The 26,162-nt window shown below is 58.9% G+C and carries 21 protein-coding genes; 13 read left to right on the top strand and 8 right to left on the bottom strand.

The window, feature by feature from the left end; genetic code table 11:
* The first annotated feature begins 47 nt into the window (after window positions 1–47).
* The 10 genes from HPT27_RS19600 (at window position 48) to HPT27_RS06125 (ending at window position 11,787) form a co-directional block, all read left to right on the top strand.
* Window positions 48–1,193 carry a methyl-accepting chemotaxis protein gene (locus HPT27_RS19600; protein WP_172240481.1) on the top strand — a complete coding sequence of 382 codons (1,146 nt, stop codon included), beginning with the start codon at window positions 48–50 and terminating at the stop codon, window positions 1,191–1,193.
* 152 nt (window positions 1,194–1,345) lie between these two features.
* A complete protein-coding gene (locus HPT27_RS06165) occupies window positions 1,346–1,633 on the top strand; it encodes an STAS domain-containing protein (RefSeq protein WP_172240478.1) in 288 nt (95 codons plus the stop codon).
* A gap of 3 nt (window positions 1,634–1,636) precedes the next feature.
* Window positions 1,637–3,325 carry a SpoIIE family protein phosphatase gene (locus tag HPT27_RS06160; protein ID WP_172240475.1) on the top strand — a complete coding sequence of 563 codons (1,689 nt, stop codon included), beginning with the start codon at window positions 1,637–1,639 and terminating at the stop codon, window positions 3,323–3,325.
* Between the two features lie 130 nt (window positions 3,326–3,455).
* Entirely contained in the window at window positions 3,456–3,818 is a 363-nt protein-coding gene (locus tag HPT27_RS06155; protein WP_172240472.1) for a response regulator, read from the top strand.
* Between the two features lie 24 nt (window positions 3,819–3,842).
* The gene (locus tag HPT27_RS06150) at window positions 3,843–5,882 is read left to right on the top strand and encodes a chemotaxis protein CheA (RefSeq protein WP_172240469.1); all 2,040 of its coding nucleotides are present in this window, start codon (window positions 3,843–3,845) and stop codon (window positions 5,880–5,882) included.
* Complete coding sequence (locus tag HPT27_RS06145) at window positions 5,879–6,364, top strand: chemotaxis protein CheW (RefSeq protein ID WP_172240466.1); 486 nt, start codon at window positions 5,879–5,881, stop codon at window positions 6,362–6,364. Before HPT27_RS06150 ends, HPT27_RS06145 begins: the two co-directional genes overlap by 4 nt.
* 66 nt (window positions 6,365–6,430) lie before the next feature.
* Window positions 6,431–9,274 (top strand): methyl-accepting chemotaxis protein, encoded by a 2,844-nt coding sequence (locus tag HPT27_RS19695; RefSeq protein ID WP_172240463.1) that lies wholly within the window; start codon window positions 6,431–6,433, stop codon window positions 9,272–9,274.
* 15 nt (window positions 9,275–9,289) lie between these two features.
* The gene (locus HPT27_RS06135; RefSeq protein WP_172240460.1) at window positions 9,290–10,129 is read left to right on the top strand and encodes a CheR family methyltransferase; all 840 of its coding nucleotides are present in this window, start codon (window positions 9,290–9,292) and stop codon (window positions 10,127–10,129) included.
* On the top strand, window positions 10,126–10,731 hold the full coding sequence (gene cheD, locus HPT27_RS06130; RefSeq protein ID WP_328820340.1) for a chemoreceptor glutamine deamidase CheD: 606 nt from the start codon (window positions 10,126–10,128) through the stop codon (window positions 10,729–10,731). The genes HPT27_RS06135 and cheD overlap by 4 nt, the downstream gene beginning before the upstream one ends.
* A 9-nt stretch (window positions 10,732–10,740) precedes the next feature.
* Entirely contained in the window at window positions 10,741–11,787 is a 1,047-nt protein-coding gene (locus HPT27_RS06125) for a protein-glutamate methylesterase/protein-glutamine glutaminase (protein WP_172240457.1), read from the top strand.
* Between the two features lie 256 nt (window positions 11,788–12,043).
* Here HPT27_RS06125 and HPT27_RS19245 read toward each other — a convergent pair whose 3' ends face one another.
* Entirely contained in the window at window positions 12,044–12,361 is a 318-nt protein-coding gene (locus HPT27_RS19245; RefSeq protein ID WP_235951078.1) for a hypothetical protein, read from the bottom strand.
* Between HPT27_RS19245 and HPT27_RS06120 the strand changes: the two genes are divergently transcribed.
* On the top strand, window positions 12,312–14,942 hold the full coding sequence (locus HPT27_RS06120; RefSeq protein ID WP_328820708.1) for a hybrid sensor histidine kinase/response regulator: 2,631 nt from the start codon (window positions 12,312–12,314) through the stop codon (window positions 14,940–14,942). The genes HPT27_RS19245 and HPT27_RS06120 overlap by 50 nt on opposite strands.
* A gap of 43 nt (window positions 14,943–14,985) precedes the next feature.
* Here the strand turns inward: HPT27_RS06120 and HPT27_RS06115 are convergent, their stop codons facing one another.
* From HPT27_RS06115 to HPT27_RS06095, 5 genes are all read right to left on the bottom strand, one after another.
* Window positions 14,986–15,846: a DUF1853 family protein gene (locus HPT27_RS06115; protein WP_172240451.1), complete on the bottom strand. Its 861-nt coding sequence runs from the start codon at window positions 15,844–15,846 to the stop codon at window positions 14,986–14,988.
* On the bottom strand, window positions 15,843–16,841 hold the full coding sequence (locus HPT27_RS06110) for a TerC family protein (RefSeq protein ID WP_172240448.1): 999 nt from the start codon (window positions 16,839–16,841) through the stop codon (window positions 15,843–15,845). Before HPT27_RS06110 ends, HPT27_RS06115 begins: the two co-directional genes overlap by 4 nt.
* Before the next feature lie 524 nt (window positions 16,842–17,365).
* Window positions 17,366–17,563 carry a hypothetical protein gene (locus HPT27_RS06105; RefSeq protein ID WP_172240445.1) on the bottom strand — a complete coding sequence of 66 codons (198 nt, stop codon included), beginning with the start codon at window positions 17,561–17,563 and terminating at the stop codon, window positions 17,366–17,368.
* Window positions 17,564–17,939: 376 nt separating this feature from the next.
* Window positions 17,940–19,991: a 3-deoxy-7-phosphoheptulonate synthase gene (gene aroF / locus HPT27_RS06100; RefSeq protein ID WP_172240442.1), complete on the bottom strand. Its 2,052-nt coding sequence runs from the start codon at window positions 19,989–19,991 to the stop codon at window positions 17,940–17,942.
* Between the two features lie 383 nt (window positions 19,992–20,374).
* Complete coding sequence (locus HPT27_RS06095) at window positions 20,375–21,091, bottom strand: DedA family protein (protein WP_172240439.1); 717 nt, start codon at window positions 21,089–21,091, stop codon at window positions 20,375–20,377.
* Between the two features lie 294 nt (window positions 21,092–21,385).
* Between HPT27_RS06095 and asd the strand changes: the two genes are divergently transcribed.
* Window positions 21,386–22,231 (top strand): archaetidylserine decarboxylase, encoded by an 846-nt coding sequence (asd, locus tag HPT27_RS06090; protein ID WP_172240436.1) that lies wholly within the window; start codon window positions 21,386–21,388, stop codon window positions 22,229–22,231.
* 211 nt (window positions 22,232–22,442) lie between these two features.
* Here asd and cobA read toward each other — a convergent pair whose 3' ends face one another.
* Window positions 22,443–23,189, bottom strand: a complete 747-nt coding sequence (gene cobA, locus HPT27_RS06085) for a uroporphyrinogen-III C-methyltransferase (RefSeq protein WP_211197869.1) — start codon at window positions 23,187–23,189, stop codon at window positions 22,443–22,445.
* A 16-nt stretch (window positions 23,190–23,205) separates the two neighbouring features.
* On the opposite strand from cobA, the gene HPT27_RS19055 reads away from it, so the two are divergent.
* Window positions 23,206–23,430 (top strand): hypothetical protein, encoded by a 225-nt coding sequence (locus HPT27_RS19055; protein WP_211197868.1) that lies wholly within the window; start codon window positions 23,206–23,208, stop codon window positions 23,428–23,430.
* Here the strand turns inward: HPT27_RS19055 and HPT27_RS06080 are convergent.
* The gene (locus tag HPT27_RS06080; RefSeq protein WP_172240433.1) at window positions 23,420–26,161 is read right to left on the bottom strand and encodes a nitrate reductase; all 2,742 of its coding nucleotides are present in this window, start codon (window positions 26,159–26,161) and stop codon (window positions 23,420–23,422) included. The two genes, HPT27_RS19055 and HPT27_RS06080, sit on opposite strands and share 11 nt — an antisense overlap.
* Window position 26,162 lies beyond the last annotated feature (1 nt).

The raw sequence follows: 26,162 nt of genomic DNA, 5'->3' as shown, positions 1-26,162 counted from the left end.
AGCCAATGCCCGTCAAGTCGCCGTCTTCAACTGCCTGGGATGCTTCTGTGCCGACCACCATTTCGCGTTTCACCATTGCAACCGGCCTTGCCTTCGCCGTTGCCGCCGCAGGCCTGTGGCTGACCGACTCCGGCTGGGTGGCAATTTTCCTGGCGCTGCTGACCCAGGCTACGTTGGCACTCTGGCTGAGCGCAAATGCGCAAAACGCAGCCCCCCCGGAGCCAGCGGCCGACCTCACCCGAGTAACGGACGAACGCCGCGTTATTGGCGAGTCAGCCGCCGTGCTGCAGGCGAGCTCGCAAAGCGCCGGGGCCAATTGCCAGCAACTGAACAGCCTGCTGGCCGATGCCATTGCGCAATTGACCAGTGGCTTTCTGCGCATGGAAGAGTTGGTCCGCCAACAGCATGCGCTGGCCGAACAGCTCACCCACCGCGAAGCGGACAGCTCAGGTGAGGAAATGGACTTTCACCAGTTCATTCAAGAGACATCGAGTACGCTGACGACATTCGTTGAAGCCACGGTCGACATCAGTCACACCTCCGTTCAATTGGTCGAGCGGGTCGGCGCCATCAGCAATTTGATGAAAGGCATTCTGAAAGCACTGCAGGACATCGATGCCATTGCCAGCCAGACCAATTTGCTGGCACTGAATGCGGCCATCGAAGCCGCGCGCGCCGGTGATGCCGGCCGTGGATTTGCCGTGGTCGCTGATGAGGTAAGGGCGCTGTCGAACCGCTCCACCGGTTTCAGTCAGGAAATTCGCAAAGTGGTCGCCGAGGTGGAGCGTGGCGTCAACGAAGTCGAGCAAAGCATCAGCATGCTCGCCTCGCGCGATATGAGTTTTGCCATTACGTCGAAACAGCGAGTGCAATCAATGATGCAAATTCTTGGCAACATTGACGAGGCCGACCGAAAGACCGCCGATCAACTGGCGGCCATTACCGCAGACGTAAACGGCGCCATCCAGAAAACCATCATCAGCCTGCAATTTCAGGACATGGCGCGACAACTGATTGAAAGCACGCAGTCGGAGTTGAAACGAATCGTCTCAGGCACCGACCTCACTCGCGCCAGCCAGATGAACCAGGACTTCGATGCCTTGCGGCGCTGGCTTGATCAGCAAAAAAGCGACCAGCAACATCAACCGGTATCGCAGCAATCCTTGCGCGCCGGCGAAATTGATCTGTTCTGATCGGAAAATGTCACTGAATGAAGATTGCCCGCCAACTTGCCTTTGGCGACCCAACACACAGTTCTTAAGCACCACACCGAATCCGCAACCAGGCCGCCCCTTTAGGCAATACGTATGGCGACGACCGAATGCCCGTCAACAGGAGCCGCGCAATGACCAACCCCGTGTCCGTTATTCGACTTCAAGGCCGCTTCGACTTTTCCTTTTTTGCCCGCTTTCGCGAGCAGTATGAGCCCGCGCTGGGAAATCGCGATATCCGGGAAATTGAGATCAACTTCGCCGATGTGGACTACATCGACAGCTCAGCGCTTGGCATGTTGATGTTACTGAAAGAAAAGGCAGACGCTGCCAACAAAAAAGTCCGGCTGCGGCAGGTACGCGGACTGCCACGCGAACTGCTGACCATTGCCAACTTTCAAACCAAGTTCGATATGGACTAGTCGATGCCAGTCGCACCAGAGCAGCTGCATGTACTCATCATTGAAGATGACTTCTTGCAGCACCAGTTGCTGTCCGCCTTTATCAGCAGTGTCGGCTACCGGGTCGAAGTAGCCGAATCGGGTGCGGAAGCACTGGCGCTGTTTCGCCAATCAGCACCCGACGTGGTCTTGCTTGACTATGAACTCCCCGACATGTCAGGGAAGGAGATTGTTCAGCAGCTGCGTCAGCTGCAAACCGAATGGTTACCGATACTTTTTCTCAGCGCGCACAGCGAGATCGAGGTCCAGCGGGATTGTCTATTGGCTGGTGGCGATGATTACATTACCAAACCACTGGACTTCACCATCCTTGAAGCCAAGATTCAGGCGTTGTCTCGCCTGGCCTTGATGCAGCGAAAAATACGGCAACAAAAGACCCAACTGGAAGCCCACATTGCCCAGGAGGAACGCGAAGCCTCCGCGGCGCTCTATCTGTATGAACGACTGATTACCTCGAACGAAAACCAGGTCCCGGAATGCCAACAACTGCTGATTCCGGCAACCCAATTTAGCGGCGACATGATTTGCACCAGCGTTGGCACTAATGGCCACCGCTACCTGCTGCTGGCTGACGCGACTGGTCATGGCCTGTCAGCGGCAATTGGTCTGATTCCGGTTACCCAGGTATTTCACTCGATGACCCGGAAGGGCCATCACATCAGCACGATTGCCCGCGAGATGAATCGGCAAATTCGCCTGTTTACCCCGAGCTATCGCTTTGTTGCGGCAGTACTCATCGAAATTGATCCGTTTCAACTGCAGTTGGATGTCTGGAATGGCGGCATGCCGACCGGCCTGCTATGTCGACAATCGGGCTTGCCACTGCGCGAGTTTCGCTCTCGTCACGTTGCGCTGGGCTTGTCGTCAGCCAATGAGTTTCATGCCGATGTCGACAGCGAGCGCTACCAGGCCGATGACCGGCTGCTGTTTTTTTCCGATGGTCTTACCGATGCCTGCAATGCCGACAATCAGGTGCTCGGTTCCGCCGCCATTGCCGGGCTCGCCGCCAAACATGGTGCCCGACTTGAGCTTGCGCAGTTGCAGGAACACCTCAGCGGTCATTTGCAGGGCCAGCCCGCACAAGACGATGTCGCGATTATTCTGGCGACGCTACCTTCAGCCAGTTGCGTCGAAACCACAACGAACAGTGGTCATGACGACACGGAGCTGACCGCCTGCGAATTACAGATCACTTTGCATGATCAGCTGATCCCGAACTTTGACTTGCTGCCAATGGCGATCGAATGGCTGCGCCGGGTCGGCTTCCCGGAAGCACGACTCGCCCGGCTGCACACCGTCATGATGGAGCTGGTAACCAATGCCATCGATCACGGTTTGCTGCGCCTGGACAGCAAACTCAAAGAAGGTCCCGATGGCTTCCTCCGCTACCTCAATGAGCGCCAGAACCGAGTGCTGCATCTGAACGAGGCAACGCTGCGGCTGACACTGAGTCTGCACCCCGAATCTCCGAGTCCTTTTGTCAGGATTCAAGTCAGTGACAGCGGCGCCGGCTTTGATGTCAGTCATATTCCCGCAGCCAGCCCCAGTGACGAGCGCAAAGGGGGTCGCGGTTTGCAACTGGTTCGGAGTCTCGCCGCCAATGTCCATTTCAATGCCAGCGGCAATGCGGTGTCCGCGGACATTCCCCTTTGAAGGTTTCATCCGGGCGGCATTTGACCCCTGTCCATGCTCATCTATTCTTGATCAGTAGTCCGGCAATACCCGGCGACATGAGCGGCCGCCAGCAACGCTGTCTTTCACCCCTCTGCATGAGCCTTCGTCCATGAAACACATCCTGATCGTTGACGATTCGACGTCGATTCGACAAATGGTGAGCTTCACGCTGAAAAGCGCCGGCTACCAAACCACTGATGCGGTAGATGGCGTGGACGGTTTGAGCAAGGCAAAGTCCGGCAAATTTGACTGCATCTTCACCGATCAAAACATGCCAAACATGGATGGCCTGACCCTGATCAAGTCGCTGCGCGCGTTACCCAGCTACGGCAAAACCCCCATTCTCGTTCTGACAACGGAAGCCAGCGATGCCATGAAGGTAGCCGGGCGCGCGGCGGGCGCAACCGGCTGGCTGGTCAAGCCATTCGACCCGCAGAAGCTGCTTGAAATTGTCAAAAAAGTGCTGCCCTGATAGCGACACCTGCAAGGACTGGGCGTGAACATCGATCTCTCGCAATTCACCGGCGTCTTCTTTGAGGAAACGGCAGAGCATCTGGCCGAGATGGAGCATCTATTGCTGGCCATTGACACCGACACGCCTGACGCTGACCAGTTGAATAGCATTTTTCGTGCGGCCCACTCGATCAAAGGCAGTGCCGGGGTATTCGGTTTTCAAGCACTGTCGAGCGTCACCCATGTACTGGAAAGCCTGCTCGACAAATTGCGCAACGGCAGCATGTCGCTGCAGCCCGGCATGGTCGACAGCTTCCTGAGTGCCGTTGACACCCTGAAAGATATCGCCACGGCCTATCGCACCGGCCAGGACCCAGACCTCGCTGCGGCAAACCGGATATGTGAGCAACTGGAGCAATTTATCCGGGCGCCACAACAGACTGTCGCCGGCAACGACAGCAGTTATGGTTTGTTCATCGAGCCGGCTGAAACAGAACCGGCTTACGGTATTTTTTCTGCAGAGAACGTTGCTGACGCTGCCACTGCCGCCGTTGATGGCAGCGACTTTGGCTTATTTGCCGACAGCCCGGGCGCACCTGCGAGCGAATCCGACTTTGGCCTTTTTGAACCGACTGCCAGCGACAGCGACCCTGTCGCCCAGTACGTTGATGAGGTTCTGAATCCGCCGCCGGTCGCCACGGCTCGCGCGGTTGTGGAAACGACTCAAAAGCGTGCACCTGCCGCGCCGCGACCAACAACGCAAGCGCCAACACCAACACAAGCAGCAGCAACGACAGCAGCATCAGCAGCCACACAACCGGTCAGCAGTGCGCCGGCTGCTGCTGCCAGCAAAAAAGCGGAGGTCCCGATCGAGTCAACATCGATTCGGGTCAATACCGAAAAAATTGATCAGATCATCAATCTGGTGGGTGAACTCGTCATCACCCAATCGATGCTGGCACAGACAGCAGCAGACTACCAACATGCCAGCGCCGAGCGCCTGCAGAACCGGTTGAACACGCTGGAACGCAATACCCGTGATTTGCAAGATGCAGTGATGTCGATCCGGATGATGCCGGTATCGTTCATTTTCAATCGCTTTCCGCGCGTGGTGCGCGATCTGGCCCAGAAACTCAGCAAGCAGGTTGAGCTGATCATCGAGGGCGAAACCACCGAACTCGATAAAGGCCTGATTGAGAAGCTGGCAGACCCACTGACTCACCTGGTCCGTAACAGCATCGACCACGGCATTGAAATGCCGGCACGTCGACTGGAGCTCGGTAAACCGGAAAAAGGCAGCATCCGGCTGTCCGCGTTTCAGCGCAGCGGCAGCATCGTCATTGAAGTGTCGGATGATGGTGGCGGTCTCAACCGCGAGAAGATTCTTGCCAAGGCGAGTGAACGCGGTCTGCCGGTAGGTCACGACATGGCTGACAGTGATGTCTGGCAACTGATTTTTGCGCCCGGATTTTCCACCGCCGAGCAAGTCACGGATGTCAGCGGCCGCGGTGTCGGCATGGACGTGGTCAAGCGCAACATTCAGGAAATTGGTGGGCGCATCGAGATTCAGTCCAACGAAGGTCTCGGCAGCACGATGAGCATCCGGCTGCCGCTGACTCTCGCCATCCTCGATGGCATGGTGGTCGCGGTGGGTGGCGAGCGCTACATCATTCCGCTGGTGTTCATTAGTGAATCGCTGCAACCGAAGGCCAGCGACATTCGCACGATAAGTGGTAGCGGTCAGGTAGTAATGGTGCGCGACGACTACATCCCGCTCAGCGCGCTGCATTTGCACATGGGCGTCGTCCCCAAATTCACCGACCCGACGCAGGGCTTGCTGGTCGTGCTGGAAAACGAGGGCGGCAAGATCGCCCTGCTGGTCGACGAGCTGCTCGGCCAGCAGCAGGTAGTGATCAAGAGTCTGGAAAGCAATTACCGCCGCGTCGACAGTATTGCCGGTGCCACCATCATGGGTGATGGCCGTGTTGCCCTCATTCTGAATATCGAACAACTTATCCAGCGCTATGGCCAACCGGCCCTGATCCGGGAGCTCAAGGCTGACGCGCAACGAGGTGCTGCATGACGGCTGCCACCACTGCGGTTACTGCGGGCCAGGAAGTGCTGACCTACACTCTTGGCAACGAAGAATATGGCATCGACATCCTGAAGGTGCAGGAGATCCGTGGCTACGAACCGACTACCCACATCGCCAACGCGCCACCGTTCATCAAAGGCGTTATCAATTTGCGCGGCACCATTGTGCCCATCGTTGATTTGCGCATTCGATTCAATGTCGGTGAAGCCACTTACAACGAATTCACGGTGGTGATTGTGCTGAATGTTCACGGCCGTGTGGTTGGGATAGTCGTTGATGGCGTCTCCGATGTGCTGGCCTTGAAGGCCGAGCAGATCAAACCGGCGCCGCAATTCAGCTCTACCGTGAACACCAGTTACATCGACGGCCTCGGCACCATCGACGACCGCATGATCATACTGCTGGATATTGAAGGCCTGCTGGCCAGCGCCGACATGGCGCTGTTCGAAGAGATGGATTCACAAACCTGAAACCGCCGTATTGCGGCAGCCAATGCTGGCGCTGCCAGAACCGATTAGGTGAACAAGGAGTAGCTCATGCGCGTCAACAGCCCGATTACCGGTGTCGAACGCCAGATGCGGGACGGCGAATTCATCGTCTCGAAAACCGATCTGAAGGGGATGATCACCTACATCAATCCCTACTTCTGCGAGATCGCCGATTTCACTGAAACCGAGTTGCTCGGCCAGCCGCACAATATCATCCGCCATCCGGACATGCCGAAAGAAGCATTTGAGGATTTGTGGCGCACGCTGAAAGCGGGCAAGCCATGGACCGGCTACGTCAAAAATCGCACCAAGGACGGCGACCACTATTGGGTGCTCGCCAATGCCACGCCGATCTGGGAAAACGGCAGCGTTACCGGCTATCTGTCGGTGCGCAGCAAGCCGGACCGCAGCATGGTGTCGCAGATCGAAAAGATTTACGGCGACTTTCGCGCCGGCAAAGCCGCCGGCCTGGCCATTGCCGAGGGCAAGATCATCCAGACCGGCCGAGTGGCCCGGTTGCGTTCGGCAATCCACAACCTGCGCATCGCCAGCCGATTGAAACTGACCGCCGGTTTCTTGCTCGCGATGATGCTGGTCATTGGTTCCGCCAGTTATATCGGGCTGCAAAAAGCCAACGAGGCACTGCATTCTGTCGACGAAAACCGATTACACCCCATAACCCAGCTCAAAGCGATTGCTGATGCCTACGCCGTTGACATCATCGACGCGGTAAACAAAGCCAATGCTGGCATATTCACCGCCGAGCAAGCGGCAAGCTCGGTTAAAAAAGCCCAGGCAACGATTAGTGAGAAATGGCGAGAATTCAAGGCAACCGACCAAAGCGAACAGGAGCAACATCTGGTCGCCGAAACCGAGCAACTGTTCAAGCCTGCTGACGAGGCCATCGCCACACTTGAAGGAAAGCTTCGCGGCATGTCCGGCAAAGTGGCAAACGGTCTCAACGACTACGATGGCGCCCTGTACGGCCCCATCGATGCGATTGGCAACAAAATTTCCGAACTGATCGCGATGCAGCTCACCTTGGTCGACGGCGACATTGTTGCGGCCAATGAGCGCCATCGCAACATGACCTGGTTCATCATCGCCGTGATCGCGATTGCAGCAGTGTTGGCCAGCCTGTCGATTGCAGCAGCCATTCGTATCATCACCACTCCAATTGCTACCGTCGGCGGGCAAATGCTCCGCATTGCCGAGGGCCGCTTTGACCAGACCATTGAAAAGACCCGCGACGATGAATTTGGTGCGCTGGTAGATTCGTTCCGTTCACTGTATACCCGGCTGGGTTTTGACCTCGCCGAGGCGCGTGAACAGATCAAGCAAGGAACCATTCTGAAGACAGCGCTCGACAGCGTCACCGCCAACGTGATGATTGCCAATCCCGACTTCGACGTCACCTACATGAACAACGCGGTCATCAGCATGTTCCGCAAGGCGGAGTCCGATATCCGCAAAGAGCTGCCGCAGTTCGACGTCAACAACATCATGGGCGGCAGCATAGATCGCTTCCACAAGAATCCGGCCCATCAACGCGGCTTGCTGTCCCGGTTACAGGATACCTATCGCGGCACCATCCATCTTGGCGGCCGCACCCTGACCGTTGCTGCCAACCCAATCATGGGTGCCAACGGCGCGCGTCTTGGCGCGGTGGTGGAGTGGCAGGACCGCACGCTGGAAGTGGCCGTCGAAAAAGAAGTGGCTGACATCGTCTCGGCGGCCTCCAACGGCGAATTCGGTAACCGGCTGCGGGTCGACAACAAAGACGGTTTCTTCCGCCAGCTTGCCGAGGGCATGAACATGTTGCTGGAAACCTCGGAAGCGGGCATGCGCGATATTCAGTCGGTACTGCAAGCGATGGCGAAAGGCGATCTGACCAAACAGATCAGCAAGGATTATCGCGGCCTGTTCGGCGACATGAAAAACGCGGCAAACGAAACCAGTGCCCAACTGACCGATGTGGTGATGCGCATCCGCGAAGCAACGGACACCATTAACACCGCCGCCAACGAGATTGCCTCCGGTAACGCCGATCTGTCGAGTCGCACCGAAGAACAGGCCTCGAGTCTGGAAGAAACCGCCTCCAGCATGGAAGAACTGACTTCAACCGTGAAGCAGAACGCCGATAACGCCAAACAGGCCAATCAGCTGGCGGTCAGCGCGTCTGACATTGCCCAGCGTGGCGGCACCGTGGTCGGCGATGTTGTCACCACCATGAGTGCCATTCACGAGAGCGCACGCAAAATTGTCGACATCATCACCGTCATCGACGGCATCGCCTTCCAGACCAATATTCTGGCGCTGAATGCCGCGGTCGAGGCCGCCCGCGCCGGCGAACAGGGTCGAGGCTTTGCCGTGGTGGCCGGAGAAGTGCGCAATCTGGCTCAGCGTTCGGCTGCCGCCGCCAAGGAAATCAAAACGCTGATTTCCGATTCGGTGGAAAAAGTCGAAAACGGCAACAAGCTGGTCTCGCAGGCCGGCGATACCATGCAGGAAGTTGTCAACGCCATCCGCCGGGTCACCGACCTGATGTCGGAAATTGCCGCGGCTTCGCAGGAACAGAGTCGTGGCATTGAGCAAGTGGGTTCGGCCATCACCCAAATGGATGAAGTCACCCAGCAAAACGCTGCGCTGGTCGAGCAGGCCGCAGCTGCCGCTGAGTCGCTGGAAGATCAGGCGCGGCAACTGGTCGAAACGGTGCGCTATTTCGAAACCGGTGGCAGCCAGGCACTCAGCTCGGCGCCGACCCGAACCGCGAGCCGCACACCGGCGAAAGCACCTGACAGTAGCCGTAAGCCAAGCACTACCGCGCGCAAATCAACACGAGCAACCAGCAAACCGCCAGCGGATCTGGATGATGAGTGGGAGCAATTCTGAGTGCGAGCATAGAGCGTGACGCAAGGCTTCGATACCGCGCGTGAGTTTGCCTACACCAAGGCGGATTTTGACCAGGTCCGGCAGCGCATTTACCGCATTGCCGGCATATCGCTGAGTGATGGCAAAGCGGATCTGGTCTACAGCCGGCTGGCGCGCCGCTTGCGCGCCACCGGCATTGGCGACTTTCGCGAGTATTTGGCGCAGTTAGATACAGATCCAGAAGAGCAGCGCGAGTTCGTCAACGCGCTCACAACCAATCTGACGTCGTTCTTCCGTGAGCCCCACCACTTCGACATGCTCGCCCAGTTTCTGCCACGCCGATCAAACCCCATTCGGATCTGGTGTGGCGCGGCGTCGACCGGCGAAGAGCCGTATTCCTTGGCAATGACTGCCGTTGAGTCTTTCGGCAGCTTGACGCCACCGGTGAAAATTCTCGCCACTGATCTCGATACTCAGGTCCTGGCGACCGCCGAAGCTGGCATTTACAGTGAGGAAAAAATCGAGCGCCTGTCAACGGGTCGCCGGCAGCAGTTTTTCTTTCGCGGCAAGGGCAGCAAGCAAGGACTGGTGCGCATTCATCCGGCGCTACAGGCGCTGCTGAGCTTTCGGCAACTGAACCTGCTCGATACGAAGTGGCCACTGAAGCCGGGCTTTGATGCCATTTTTTTGCGTAACGTCATGATCTATTTTGACAAGCCGACGCAAGCCGCGGTACTGCAACGCTGTGCGTCTGTGCTGCAACCTGATGGCCTGCTGTTCGTTGGCCATTCCGAGTCGCTCGCCCATGTCGCCAATCTGTTCAGTCCAATTGGCCGGACGGTGTACAAACTGCAATCGACAAGGAAGGCATCGTGAGTGATACCGAGGCCGTTCTTGCTCCCAACCGCTACTTTGATCGCCACTTTGACTGCGAGGCGGTCAAGATTCTTCCCGGCGAGTATTACGCCACCACGCGGGACATGCTGATTGTGACGGTGCTCGGGTCGTGCATTTCGGTCTGTTTGCGCGATCGGGACAGTGGCATCGCCGGCATGAACCACTTCATGCTGCCCAACACAATCGATGCCAGCGACCCGATTGGCGCGTCCGCACGCTACGGCGTGTTTGCTATGGAGCTGCTGATCAACCATCTGATCAAACTGGGGGGCAGGCGGCAGCGCTTTGAGGCCAAGGTTTTTGGCGGCGGCAACGTCCTGCGCGGCCTGACCGCCAGCAACGTCGGCAGTCGCAATGCCGAATTTGCCGAAGAATACCTACGCACTGAAAGGATTCCGGTGGTGGCGCATGACGTCATGGGCGAGTGGCCACGCAAAGTCTATTTCTTCAGCCACGAAGGCCGGGTATTGGTCCGCAAGCTGCGCACGATGCACAACAACACCATCCTCGACCGCGAAGCCGAATACGGCAGCCGTTTGCGCGATGCCCGCGTCGCGGGCGATGTCGATTTGTTCACCTGAGGCGCCCGAATGACCATCAAAGTTCTTGTGGTCGATGACTCGGCACTGATCAGGGCCGTGCTCGGCGAGATCATCCGGCAGCAACCGGATATGGAGCTGGTCGGTGCCGCGGCGGATCCCTATATCGCTCGTGACCTGATCAGCAAAACCAATCCCGACGTGCTGACGCTGGATATCGAGATGCCGCGAATGGACGGACTCGAATTTCTCGAACGACTGATGCACGGCCATCCCATGCCGGTACTGATGCTATCGTCGCTGACCGAGGCGGGCGCTGACGTTACCTTGCGCGCACTGGAGCTCGGTGCGGTCGACTTTTTCACCAAACCCAAACTCGGCTTGCGCGAAGGGCTAAACGAGTACGCCGAGGTTATTGCCGACAAGATCCGCACCGTCGCCAGCGCAAAAGTGCAGAGGCGGCTACGCAAGCCAGAAACAAGGTCTACCCGTCCTCCTGTTCAGTTTGTCAGCACGGAAAGGGTGTTGCTGATCGGCGCCTCTACCGGTGGCACTGAGGCCATCAAAGCGGTACTCGAGCGCTTACCAGCCAATTGTCCGGGCGTATTGGTCACCCAACATATGCCGGCAGGCTTCACCCGCTCTTTCGCCGAGCGACTCAACCGCGTCACCGGACTCAAGGTTTGTGAAGCACAGGGAAATGAGCGTCTGTTGCCGGGTCACGTCTTCATCGCTCCGGGTGACAAGCATCTGAAACTGACCCGCAGTGGAGCCAATTACATTACCCAATTGTCGGATGACGCTCCGGTGAATCGGCACCGGCCGGCCGTTGACGTGCTGTTTCATTCTGCCGCCCTTGCCGCCGGCAAAAATGCGGTCGCGGCCTTGTTGACCGGCATGGGCAAGGACGGCGCAGACGGACTGCTTGCCATGCGCAATGCCGGCGCGCATACCATTGCCCAAGATGAAGCGAGCAGTGTCGTTTACGGCATGCCGAGGGAGGCTGTCGAGCGCAACGCCGCCTGCGAGCAACTGCCTTTGCCTGACATCGCTGCCGCTATGATTCGCGCGGCCGGCGGCAGCACGACGCGAATCTGATCGACATGTCCGATTCGCCCCCGCGCTCAACCAAATTACGCCTGCTGCGTCGGTTGGCCTTCTTTGGCTATATCACGGGTATCGGCGTGTTGAGCAATTCGCTCGCGCCGCAGCCCTCTGATGTCATGCCATTCCTGCTTGGCAACATGGCTATCACGCTGGTTGCACAGCGACTGGGACTCTGGTGGGGGCTGGCAAGCCTGGCGCTGGTCATGCTGCCGATACCGCATTGGCCGGTCCGGGTCTTCAGTGCGGTTCATCTGCTGCTGGCATTCTGGCTATTGCATCGCTGGCGTTGGCCCATCAAAAGAAGCCTGCCGGTCATGGCGCTATTGTTGCTGCCCTTCGCAATCTGGGCGGCAAAACCTTTCAATGCGAACCTGCTGCTTTGGCTAATTGGTATCGCCATTCTTTTCGCCGGATTGCTGAACAGCGAATTGGGCGCATTGCTGGTCATCCGAGTAACCGAGGCCGCACGCGGCAAGACCCAGACGTTCAGCCAGCTACTGGCGAATCGCCTGACCGTGGCAACAGCGACTCCGTTATCAATGGCAGCGCTGATCGCGCTTGGCATTTATATTGATCAGGACTTGCGTCACCGAGCGGACGAGCTGGCGCAGGAAGCGGCCGAGCGAGCCAAGATTGTTGCCACCCATATTGATCAGCACCGTACCGCCATCGATGCTCACGCCGCCAGCATCAAACCCAACGACGAAGAGCGCTACAAACGAACATTGGGTGTTCTGGCAACTACCTACCCCGGATTTCTGACACTGCTCATAGCTGACGCAGAAGGCAAAATCATTGCCGCCGCGCCGGCGGGGTTCACCAGCCAGTTAAGCAGCGTCACTGACCGCGACTATTTCCGGGTACCGAAGCACACCCTGCAACCCTTCACCAGTGGCGTATTCCGGGGCCGCGGCTTTGGCACTGACCCCATTATTGCATTGAGCGCTCCGATACTGGCAGACGACACCAGTTTTCAAGGCATTGTCGAAGGCTCGCTGAATCTTCGAACGCTTGATGCCATGGTGTTTGAAAAATCAACGGAGCATGAAAATTTCGGCGTACTGTTTGACCACAAAGGAACGGTTATAGCGAGTGACTTTCCTGGCATTAAGGTCCTTGAAACAATCAGCCCCACAGATCCCAGACTCTCACCGGCCGACACCATTCGCCAGCACGATGGCATGTCCATTCAATATCTCAATGGCAATCGTAGCCATTTAATCAGCCTGAAGATGATCGATTTTACGCGCTGGCAACTGGCACTTTTGCAACCATATCTGCCGCTGGCGCAAATTGCCGCCACGCTCACTCTGCTGACCATCATGTTGTGCCTGACCATTATGCTGGCCAGTCATCTTTTTGCGGCCAGCTTTTCCCGCGTCATTGCCGCACCACTGGACGACCTGCTCCAGCGCATCCGGGGCCTCGATTTGGCCGATGCCGACACCTTGCACCCGGTTGACATGCAAACACCCGTTGCCGAGATTCAGGAACTAGCGGTTGACTTCAATGATTTGGTAAACCGCCAGACTGCGATGTATGGCCAGCTTCGTGCCTCGCTCACCCTGCTCGACGCGGCCAATCAGGAGCTTGAGCATCGAGTCAACGAGCGCACTTTGGAGTTGGTGAACGCCCGTGACAGCGCCCAGCATATGGCCAACGTAAAGTCGGCATTTTTAGCCAACATGAGCCATGAGCTTCGAACGCCGTTGACCGCCATCATCGGCTTCACCGAGCAAGCACTCCGTCAATCCGGCACCTCGACTGAAGTGACCGAGGCGCTCGAGGTGATCGCGAGAAATTCAAACTTCCTGCTGGATCTGGTCAACGACATCCTTGATGCCAGCAAGCTTGAGTTCGACAAAATCGAACTCGAACAGGTGCTTTTCTCCCCCCTTGCGCTGGTCCGTGACATTGTCGCAACCACCCGGCAACGCGCCGAAAGCAAGGCCATTTCGTTAAGTTTCGTGCCGGAATTTCCGTTACCGCGCTATGTCAGTGGCGACCCCACTCGCATCAAGCAGGTTCTGTTCAACATCATTGGCAATGCGGTCAAGTTCACCGAAGAAGGCGGCGTCACGGTCAGTTTGTCGGCGGAGTCGACCGGACAGGAATGGCAGATCTCGGTTCGCGATTCCGGCATTGGCATGACTGCCGAGCAGCAACAGAAACTGTTTCAACCCTTCGTTCAGGCAGATGTGTCCACCACCCGAAAATTCGGCGGCAGCGGTCTTGGTCTGTTCATCAGTCGCCAGCTGATCCTGCGGATGGGAGGCACATTTTTGCTGGAGAGCGTGCCCGGAAACGGCTGCCAATTTGTCATCACACTGCCGACGGAACAACAAGAGATAAGCTGGCTCGGGGATGCCGATTGTGTACCCGAGTCAGAAGCGAGTTCACGGCCATTGCTATCAGTCCCGAGCTTGTCTGGAAAAGTATTGATAGCCGACGATGTTGAAGATCTGCGGCGCCTGGTCAGCCTGATGGTTGCGAGCACCGGAGCAGAAATCCGCGTGGTTGAGAATGGCGCGGAAGCCCGTGATGCCGCGCTTGCGGACTCATTTGACCTTATTCTGATGGACATGCACATGCCGGTTCTCGACGGCAGCGCAGCAACCGCGGAACTCCGGGCACTAGGTTATCGCGGGCCGATTGTTGCGTTGACCGCCGATGTCATGGCAACGGATATCGAGCGTTTCAAAGCATCGGGTTGCGATGATCTGCTGGCCAAGCCCATCAAGGAAGCGCAGCTGCTCGCGGTATTGACTCGCTATCTGGCCAAACGGGATACCGCCAAGGTGGACGCCCCGGCTGATGCCGTGAAAACAGCAACTGCCGGGGCGGCACCTGAGAGCATTCGTTTGATGCTTGAGCAGTTGAGCAAACAGTTCGCAGCGCGGCTATCGGGTGATCTTGACGGGCTCCGACAAGGACTCGCGGACGCTGATTGGTCGCGATTGAAAGGCCAATTGCACAAGCTGAAAGGCGCCGCCGGGACGTTTGGCTTTCCGGCCATCAGCAGCCAAGCCGAACGCGCCTACCAGCAATTGCAAAAGGATGATTTTGCAGCGGCCGGCAAAGAACTTTCGATGTTGTTTGATGCAATTGAGGCCGTCATCGCTGATCGCAATGCGACAAGCAAATAAGCACTGTTCGTCTCATCGTCTTCAATAACGCTTGATTTACCAATCAGTGCCGTCTCGCCTGACCGTCATCCGGCACGACCATGGCCATTTCGCCATTCGATAACAGAAATGTCGAAAAACTCGGCCAGTGTGGCTGCAGCAATAGCTCACGAAAAGAGTCTCTGCAGACTGCCTGCGGGATTCGCGCCAGCCAGTGCTCGTGTGCCACCGGCATAGCAAGAAGCTCGCCCTGGGTTGACAACCAATCGCGCCACTCAGCGCGAGTTGCCCAGCAGCCCCGCTCATGGTCGGGCGCCGCAAATGAGACTCGCGCATCACGCTGGGCCAACGGATAGAAAAGACGTCCTTTTACTATTGCCCGAGTCTGTTGCAGCGAAAGTCCGGCGCGCACCAATGCGGCTTTTCCCGCGCTGCTGTGACCGAGCATCAATTGCTGCTGACAAAGCTTGGCAAGCTTTTGCTCCAGCCTGTCCCGATGCAAGGTGCCATGCCAGTTGGCGGGATCTTCCAGATCGCCTTCACCAAGGTAGAACTTTGCCGCCAGCTCCCAGTGTTCAACCTGGCCGGTTTGGCGGTCGCGCAGCAACAAATCAAACTCGCCGAGCGTCCGCTTGGCTTCCGCAACCACCAGCCCGCTTGCCAACAGCTGCCAGCGCGGATGCGATGCCAGCCAGTATTGCCAGAGCGCCTCAAATCGGCGCCCCAGCCGTTTCGGCAACTGCCAGTCTGGGCCGGTCGCTGGTTGCCACTGCAGCCACAATTGTCGACATTCTGCTGCGTTGAATGATTGGTGCGGCAGCAACAAGTCGGTTAGCAAAGGCGGAGAGTCAATCGCCCACTCCAGCTCTGCCGACAACGACGGGACCATCGGGAAGCCCGGCCCCGCCGTTGTTGCAATGGTCATGTATGCCCGCCATGTTGCCGTTTGGCTTGTTTGCGCGCTCTCGATTCGCTGCGCTCGGCACTGGCCCATACCGATGCCAGCATGCTGGCGATCAGTAAAAACAGCACCACACCGAGCGACATCGCCACCGGTATTTTATAGACATCGAGCAACAGCATTTTGACCCCGATGAACGCCAGCACCAGCGCCAGACCGTATTTGAGCAGACGGAATTTTTCCGCCATCCCGGCCAGCAGGAAGAACAGCGCGCGCAAACCAAGAATGGCAAAAATGTTCGAGGTCATGACGATGAAAGGATCGGTGGTGATGGCGAAGATGGCCGGGATCGAATCCACCGCAAAAATGATGTCGGTGACGCCGATCAGCACAACCACCAGAAACAGCGGGGTGTAAAACCGGTAACCCGCTTCCTGCACCCATAGCCGCATGCCGCGATAGTCGTTGGTGATGCGCAAATGGCCACGCATCCATTTCAGTACCGGGTTGGTTTCCAGATCTGGCGCGGCATCGGCAAATACCAGCATCTTGACGCCGGTGACCAGCAGGAAGGCACCGAACAGGTACAGAATCCAGTGGAACTTCGCGATGAGCCAGGCGCCGATCAGGATCATGATGACGCGCAGGATGATAGCGCCGATCACTCCGATCACAATCGCTTCCCGCTGCAGCACCGGCGGCACCCGAAACGCGGTGAAGATCATCAGGAAGACAAACAGGTTGTCGACCGACAGCGATTTTTCGATGACATAACCGGTCAGGAACTCGCTGGCTTTCAGATGGGCCAGCTCACGGCCGGCGGTGGCATCGAGCCAGAGCCAAAGCCCGGCGCAGAACAGCAAGGCCAGTCCGACCCAAAGCAGCGACCACCACAGCGCCTGCTTGAAGCTGACCACTTCGTCTTCGTGCTTTTTGACGCCACGCAGATCGAGCGCGACGGCGAACAGCACGAACAGGCTGAAGCCGCTCCATAACCAGATATTACCGATGCTCTCCATGGTGCCCCCTTCAGCGAACGCAAACAGCACAGACAGGCTGTGCGGCGAAAGAAGACAACGGGATGCAAGACGACTGTGGCACGACAACGCTCCTTTGCGACGGTGGAAAAATTCCTCCGGCAATGGTGTTGTCACTACAAAGACGACCTTTGCCGGGGATGGCAAAGGTCTCGCCGGCACTTGCAGATACAACCTTGCGAGCGCCCGCCGGGCCGGGGAACAGGTGGTTCCCGTGATGACGACCATCGGCGGTTAGGCTACTCCCCTTTGGGAATGCAGGACCGAGTCTAGGGCTGTTGGCACAGGCCGTCAAACCAACTCGGTCACTTGAGCCATTACGCTAGGGGTTGCCCTCCGGATCAACGGCGGCAAAAAAAAGCCGGCTCAGAGAGCCGGCATCGGAGACAGACCTGTTGGGGGGAACAACAGTCAGTGAAAAACGCTCGGTAAAACCCAGTAAAAAAACCCTGCAGACAAAAGCGGCGCGGACTGCCGCTCGCGGTACCCGTCCTTGGTACCCGCGCTTACAGCGAGGCCGAGGACAGGCTCAGGCCGTCACAGCGATAGCCGTTGCGCATCAGCACGCCGGCGCCCAGCTGGGTTTGCGGACAGGCCGCATCACGGTTGCTTGGCAGCTGGATCTGGCCGCAGCAGGAGCAGCCCAACAGGCGTACGCGGCCTTTTGAAAACGTTACCCACTGATGTGATTTACGGTCGTCCATTGCTGCCTCCAGCGATTCCATCGGTTACGGCGTCCGGGATGACACCGTGATGGGAGGCATTATGGTTGGCGCCTGGTCCGGCCGCTGCACGCCGCCGCCGGCGCTTTTTGTCCACTTTTTAGCCGACTGCCTGTGAGCCAAAGCTCACATGGCCGGTACGGGGGTCTGAGCAGGTCGGTGTGGATCGGCGAAAAGAGCGCCGTCCAAACGCCGTGCTGGCTCAAAAGAAATGCCGCAAAAACGCCGCGCCAACCCGCAGAAATCCTGATGTGCCGACCGTGACTGCGCTCACCGCAGCGAGGCGGCAGCTGTCGCAGCCAGCACCAAGAACCTGCTCAAGACCAGGAACAAAACCTGGACCGGCACCAGCACGTCCTTACTGATACAGCCGCTGCATCATGCCGGCGAACTGCTCGAAGTAGAGCGCTTGCGGGCCGTCCGACAGCGCCTTTTCCGGCTCCGGATGAAACTCGACAATGATGCCGTGGGCACCAACCGCCTTGGCCGCCTGTGCCAGCGCCGGCACCAGATCACGGCGGCCAGCCGCATGCGAGGGATCAACGATGATCGGCAAATGGGTCAGCTCGCGCAGCACCGGCACCGCGCTCAAGTCGAGCGTACTGCGGGTCGCCGTTTCAAACGTGCGGATACCGCGTTCGCACAGAATCACTTGCTGGTTGCCGCCAGCCAAAATGTATTCGGCGGCTTGCAGCCATTCATCAATCGAATTCATCAGGCCGCGTTTGAGCATCACCGGCCGATGGGTTTTGCCGAGCTCTTTCAGCAGTGAGAAATTCTGCATGTTGCGGGCACCGATCTGCAGAATGTCGGACTGCCGCGCCACCGGCTCGATATCTTCGATGCTCATCACTTCGGTGATGATCGGCAGGCCGTGCCGATCGCCGGCTTGTTTCATCATGTCGAGCCCCGGCAGGCCGAGTCCCTGAAACGCGTACGGCGAGGTGCGCGGCTTGAAGCAGCCACCACGCAAAATCCGCGCACCGTGCTGCGCTGCCCAGGCGGCACAGCTTTCGATTTGCTCGACCGATTCAATCGAACACGGTCCGGCCATGACAATGAAATCGTCACCGATACGAACGCCGCCGACTTCGACAATGGTGTCATCCGGTTTGTGTTCGCGACTGGCCAGCTTCCAGCCCTTGCCGGCCTTGGCCGGTTTTTTTGCCGGCGCTGCGACCGCTAGGCCAATCGAAGACGTGGGGTCTGACACCGGCGACGAGTTTTCCGTACGGCTTTCCGTTTCGCTTTGCGCCAACACCGTAACCGGCACTTGTGCCGGCGGCAGCCGCTCGCTGGGGTAGCAACCCAGCACGCGCAATACCCGCGTGCAGCGGCTCAGCGCTTGCACGGCTTCTTGCAGCGTTTCGCTTTCGATATTGCCTTCGCAATCGAGGAAGAACATCGCCTGCCATGGTTCACCCGGCATCGGTCGCGATTCGATGCGAGTCAGGTTGATGGCACGATCACGGAACACCAACAAGGCATCGGCCAACGCGCCCGGCCGCTGCCAGGTACAGAACATCAGCGAGGTTTTGCTGGCCACCGGTGCCGGCACCGATTGCAGCGTGCGTGACAACACAACGAAACGCGTTTCGTTGTCGGCGGTGTTGGCAATGGCATCAGCCAGCACCACCAGACCGTACTCCGCCGCGACCGCTTCGCTACCAATCACCGCCAGCGGCGCCTCGGCACTGGCGACCTGCTTAAGCGCAGCGGCAGTGCTGTCGCAGTAACTGAGCGCCAGCCGGTTGCGCTGCAGGAAATCATCACACTGCGCCAGCGCCTGTGGATGGCCCAGCACATTCTGAATCTGGTTGATGCCAACGCCGGGCTTGGCCAGCAGCGAATGTTTTATCGGCAGGTAATGCTCGCCGACCACATACAGATCACCATCGCGCAGCAAATCGTAGACAGCGCTGATCGCACCAGTGATGCTGTTTTCGATTGGCAGCACGGCGTAATCGCTGTCACCGCTGCGCAGCAAATGGACCACATCACGAAATTGCCGGCCCGGTTTCAGCTCCAGCTCGGCGACATTGGCAAACCAGGCTTCGGCCGCCAACGCGCTGTAAGACCCTTGACCGCCGAGCACGGCAACGCGAGCAGTGTTCGGCAAGGGGTGCAGCGTGGCCCGCTGCGCCCGCAGCGACTCTTCGATCACGGCGTGAAAAATCTTGGTGACATAGCGCGGATGCAGGCCCAGCTGCTGGGCTTTCTGCACGTGCTGGCTCAGCAGTTTTTCTTCCCGGGCGATGTCGCGCAGCGGTAACTGCGAATCGATTTTGCTGGCAGCAACCGCCCGCGCCAGTTGCTGGCGCTGGGCCAACAGCTCCAGCATGCTGCTGTCGAGCGCGCTGATTTGTTCGCGCAATTGCTGCAGCGGCTGCGCTGCGTTGTCAGTACTCATGTCTGGCTCCGGATAGCTTCAGGTAAGTCAAATCAGAATTCGTGGGCCACGCGCGCCGCAATTGCTCCCGGCAATTGTCGGCATGCCCCGCATCCCTGCGGGGCAAAAAAAAACCTCCCCGGCTGGGGAGGTTTTTTTGCTGGCGCTTGGCGTTTTACCCGCTCGCGACTCAGCCCTCCCCGGCTCGCTGGAGAGTAAAGTAAAAAAAGTAGGACTGAAGTCGTGTGTTCATGGCGTCGAGACTAGGGGCTGCCCGGATACGCTGTCAATCGAGCGATTATGGTCGTTGGTTATGACGGGTGCGATTGCCGAACGCGCATCGACAAGGCAACGGCCATCGCGCTGCATCCATGACTCAACACTTATCGCCGCGCAGGTGGGGCTCACCCTTTGCCGATGACCGTGCCAATCGCCTTCAGCACATCCAGCAGCACTTGCCACCACGGCAGTACCGGCAATAGCAGCAGCAGGCCGGTGGCCAGCGCGATCACGGCCGCAGCGGCCGCACGTCGCAACGACCAGAGCTGACGCGCCGCCCACAGCAGCGCCGCCACCAGCGCCAGATGAAATGCGAGCGGCCACAACGAAGCCAGCGGCAGGTTCAACGAGGCACCAACCGCAATGCCCGGCAGTAGATAGGCCGGCGCCCAGAGCAGGCCGCCGAGCAAATTGGTCGGCCAGTAAAAGCGCCAGGGGAATTGCAGCAACCCGGCGACAAACGGCAGCACCGCCCGAATCGGCCCGACGAAACGACCGACCAGCAGGCTCAGCACGCCATAGCGGATGAACAGCGCTTCGGCCTGCTTCAGCAGCGGCTGATGGCCGGCAAAAAAGCGCGAGTTCTGGATGCGCTGGCTATGGTGATGACCCAGCCAAAACCCGACCGCCTCGCCCAGCACGGCGCCGACATAGGCCGCCCAGACAATCGGCCAGAACGGCAGGTGACCGGCGCCGACCAGGGTGCCGAGACCCAGCAGCAGCAACCAGCCCGGGACGAAAAAGCCGACGATGACCAGCGACTCCAGAAAGGCGACCAGCGCCACCACCAGCACCGCCCAAGCCGGGTGAGTCGAGGTCCAGCCGAGCAGGGAATCCACCATGACGTGCGTTTGTCCTTTTGGGTCGCGAAGCGATATGGGGCGGCCCGAAGCGATCTCGGCCGGCACGGAGCCGTGTTGATCGGAGCAAAGCAGCTTCGCGCGGCGCCGAGCCTAGCATAGGGCCGGCAAAGCCAGCCGTCGCCAGCCCGGTTTCGCGGGCGGGCGACGGTGGTATCCTAGCCGGCCTTTTTTACAGCCGTTTTTTAACGCCCCTTTTTCCGACCGGCCGCTATCACGCCGGTCGTAGCTGGCCGAACCTAGACGCCAGCCGCCCGAACCACCCGAGGAAATGTTGTGAGTGATCGTCTGAAAGTCCTGCCGCAATACCTGATGCCCAAGCAGCTGCTGACCGTGCTGGCCGGCAAGGCTGCTTCCGCCCAAGCCGGCAGCCTGACCACCTGGGCCATTCGCAAATTCATCAAGCGCTACGGCGTCAACATGGCCGAAGCAGTCAACCCGGATCCGGCCAGCTACACCAGCTTCAATGACTTCTTCACCCGGCCGCTGAAGGACGGCGCCCGGCCGCTGGCGAGCAGCGCGCTGATCTGCCCCGTCGATGGCGCGATTTCGCAAGCCGGGCCGATTGCCGGCGATCAGATTTTTCAGGCCAAGGGCCATCAGTATTCGACCAACACCCTGCTCGGCGACGATCCGGAATTGGCCGCGCAGTTTCAGGATGGCTTGTTCGCCACGCTCTACCTGTCGCCAAAGGATTACCACCGCATACACATGCCCTGCAAAGGCAAACTGAAATTGATGCGTTACATCCCCGGCGATCTGTTCTCGGTCAATCCGCTGACCGCGCGCGCGGTGCCCGGCTTGTTTGCCCGCAACGAACGCACCGTGTGCGTGTTCGAAGGCGAACACGGTTTGTTTGTGCAGGTGTTGGTTGGCGCCACCATTGTCGGCAGCATGGCGACGGTCTGGCATGGCCTGATCAACCCGCCGCGACCGGGCGTCATTTGCGAATGGCGTTACGATGATCAGAACATCGTGCTGGAACAAGGCGCCGAGATGGGCCGCTTCCTGCTCGGTTCGACGGTAGTCGCATTGTTCCCGAAAAATGCTTATGCATTGAACCCACAATGGCAGCCGGGTAACGGTATCCGGATGGGCGAAGTGATGGCGACGCGTGCCTGACTGCAGCAGCGTATTGCAAGCGCGGAGCGGCAACTACCCCACCCTAGCCCTCCCCTTGACAGGGGAGGGAACCGTTTTGCTCCTCCCCCTGCGAAGGGGGAGGCCGGGAGGGGGTGATTGCCGCTCCGACCTTGCAAAACATTTCAGCTGCCTGGAAACGCATTTTTTCTGAAATTTAAAAAAAAAAGCGCAATCGCGAGCAAGCCCGCTCCTAGCTATCCACTGATGCAGCAACCCAGCGTGCCGGCTGCTGCAACAACACCTCCACCACCCTTCCCACCACAACTAACGTCGGACTGACCAAGGGCATCACCGCCAGCTCTTCATTGATCGTCGCCAGTGTACCGGTTAGTACCTGCTGACTTGATGTCGTCCCCTGTGCAATCAACGCCACCGGCCAATCGGCGGGAAGCCCGCACTGCTGCAACGATGCGCAGAGTTGTGGCATGCGCGCCAGCCCCATGTAAATCACCAATGTCTGATCACGGCGTGCCAGCGCTTCGCTGCTGGCTGGCAAGTCGCCATGCTGATTGCAGCCGGTCAGAAACAACACCGATGACGCGTAATCGCGATGGGTCAGCGGAATGCCGGCGTAGGCCGCGCAGCCGAGCGCGGCGGTGATGCCGGGTACGACTTCCACCTCGATGCCAGCGCGCCACAGCGTTTGCATTTCTTCACCGCCGCGCCCAAATAGAAACGGATCGCCGCCTTTGAGCCGGACGACTTGCAAACCTTGCTGTGAGTAGTGCACCAGCAGTTGCTCGGTCTCAGCCTGGGCAACATGATGATCGCCGCTGCATTTGCCAACATACTGGGTGTGCGCGCGTGCCGGCACCAGCGCCAGGATGGCGGTCGAAACCAGCCGGTCATAGAGCACGACATCGGCGGCGGCCAGAATGCGCGCAGCTTTCAGGGTCAGCAATTCCGGATCGCCGGGACCGGCGCCGACCAGAAACACTTTGCCGTTTCCACGAATGCTGGTTGACGATTTTTTTATCGCCGGCGATATTTTTTCTGTCGCTGTTTTTTCCGACGATGCCCTTTCCGACGTTGTCCTTTCCGACGTTGTCCTTTCCGACGATCTCTTTTCCGACAATCTCTTTTCCGAAGAAAACCAGCGCCGGTACAGGCGTTGCCACCAACCGCCACTGTCCATCGCGGGCAATTCGGTATTGATGCGCGTGGCAATCATGCGCTGACCTGCTGGCGCAGTTCGGTATCAATCAAGCGTTGCAGCGCCGGCACACAAGACCCGCAATTGCCGCCGGCCTGGCAGACGCGGGTCAGCGCGGCCGGGCTGCGATTGCCAGCACGAATGTGTTGCCGCAGGGTCAGTTCACCGACAGCAAAACAGGCACAGACAATGGCGCCGGTTGCTGCGACCGGACTGCTGCTGCGCCCCGACAGCAAGGCTTTGCGATCCGCCATCGACAGGCTCGGCTGACCGAACAAACTTTGCAGCCAGTGCCGCTCCGGCAATCCGCCATCCGGCGCCACGAACAAGCAGGCCTGCAGGCGGCCCTCCTGCAACCATGCGGCCCGATAGGCACCGCGTGCCGAATCGCCCCAGTCGATACGCTCACCAGCAGGCATCGACTCGGCCGCAAAAATTGCCGACAGCAGCGTCGTCACGTCGCTGCGCTCGCTATCGGCCACTTCGTAACGCGTGCAGGCGACAACAGGAATCCGGCTCCAGTAGCGACAGCGCGGTGGCGCCGCCAGCGGCTCGCGCGTCAGCAGAAATCCCTGCCATGCCATCGGCACCGCTTGCACCCGAACCGGCGTGTGCTTGAATTCCGGCTGCCCCGACTGCGGATCGCAATCGGGATTAACCACCGCATCGATGCGAGCATTGCTTGCAAATTGTTCACTCCAGTGCATCGGTGCGAAAACACTGCCGATGCGCATGCCGTCATCGCATTGCACGCGCAGCAGGGCGTTACCCCAGTGACTGTCCAAGGCGGCAAATTGCCCTGATTGCAGACCGTAGTGTTCGGCATCGCGCGGATGGATGTGCAGCAGCGGCTCACTTTGGTGGCCATTGAGTTTGCTGGCACGAGCCGTGCGCGTCATGGTATGCCACTGATCGCGGATGCGACCGGTGTTCAGCACCAACGGAAACGCCGCAGTCAATGGCTGTGCCGGCGGCCGCGCGGTCAGCGCCTGCATCCGGGCGCGACCATTCTCGCGGGCAAATGCACCCTCACCAAACAGCCGCACGCGGCCTTCACCGCTGGCCGTGATCGGCCACTGCACCGGTGTCAATTGGTCGTACTGTGCCGCGTCCAGCTGCGCCAGTGCGCCGAGGCGAAAGATCCGTTTTCCGGTGTTTTCAAACTCCGACAAGCGCGCGTGCTCGGTGAAAATCTCCTGCGCGTTGGTGAACGCAAAAGCGCTTTCATAGCCGAGCCGTTTGCCAACTTCGCAGAGGGCCCACCAATCGGCTTTTGCTTCACCGGGTGCTGGTAGAAACGCCCGCTGCCGGGAAATGCGCCGTTCGGAATTGCTGACTGTGCCGTCCTTTTCGCCCCAGGCCAGCGCCGGCAGGCGTAGCTGCGCGAGCTCGACGGTATCGGTGTGCCGCACAAAATCGGAAGCGATCACCAACTCGCAGCGCTGCAGCGCTGCCCGGACCCGATTGGCATTGGGCAAACTGACCACCGGATTGGTTGCCATGATCCAGACGGCTTTGATCTGACCGTCGGCGATGGCGTCAAACAAATCGACTGCTTTCAAACCCGGGCCGGTAACCAGATTCGGCGCGGACCAGAAACGCTGCAGGCAATCGCGATCAGCCGGCGTAAAGGACAGATGCGCTGCCAGTGTCGTTGCCATGCCGCCGACTTCCCGACCGCCCATTGCATTGGGCTGACCGGTCAACGACAGCGGACCGCAGCCCGGTTTGCCGATCCGACCGGTGGCCAGGTGCACATTCAGAATGGCGCTGACCTTGTCGGTGCCGGCACTGCTTTGATTGACGCCTTGCGAATACGCCGTCACCACGTTTGCCGTCGCCGCAAAACGACGATAGAAACTCTGCAGCGACTCTTCGCTGATGCCGCACTGGCGGGCGACGGTCGACAGATTCGGCGCGGCAATTTTTGCCGCCGCAATGCAATCGGCCCAGCCGTCGACGTGACGTTCAAGAAAGGCAAAATCGAGCTGGCCGTACTGCACCAGATGCACCAGCAAACCGCTCCACAACCAGACATCGCTGCCCGCCGCGATCGGCAAATGCTGATCGGCAATCACGCAGGTTTCGGTGCGGCGCGGGTCAATCACGATCACCTGCAGTGCAGGCCGCGCCTGCTTCGCCGCCTGCAGCCGCTGAAACAGCACCGGATGACACCAGGCCAGATTGGAGCCACTGAGCACAACCAGATCGGCCTGCTCCAGATCGGTATATGCCGCCGGAACCACGTCTTCGCCAAATGCCAGTTGCTGACCGGTGACCGCCGAGGCCATGCACAGGCGCGAATTGGTATCGATATTGGCGCTGCCAATGAAGCCCTTCATCAGTTTGTTGGCGACATAATAATCCTCGGTCAGCATCTGACCGGAGGCATAGAAGGCAATCGCCTGCGGACCGTGTTCGGCGCGAATGCGAGCGAAGCGATTGGCAATGGTATCGAGTGCCGTGTCCCAACTGATGCGCTGAATTCTGCCATCAGCGTCCTGCCACTCCGGATACAGCAAGCGATCCTGTAGCCCGAGCGTGTCAATCAATGCCGAACCTTTTGAACACAACCGGCCCAGATTGGCCGGATGTTCCGGATCACCTTGCACGCTGAGACGACCGTCGGCGCTGCGCTGAATCCGCAACCCGCAACCGACACCACAATACGGACAGGTGGTCCGGGTCTGTTCCTGATTCTGGATTGGGATCGTGACCGGGATCAGCGCATCAGCGGTCCTCTTCGCGGCTGACATG

It is taken from the genome of Permianibacter fluminis, assembly GCF_013179735.1.
GTDB classification, from domain to species: Bacteria; Pseudomonadota; Gammaproteobacteria; order Enterobacterales; family Permianibacteraceae; genus Permianibacter; species Permianibacter fluminis.
The sequence above is the reverse complement of the archived record's forward strand: the minus strand, read 5'-3'. Positions and strand labels throughout refer to the sequence as shown.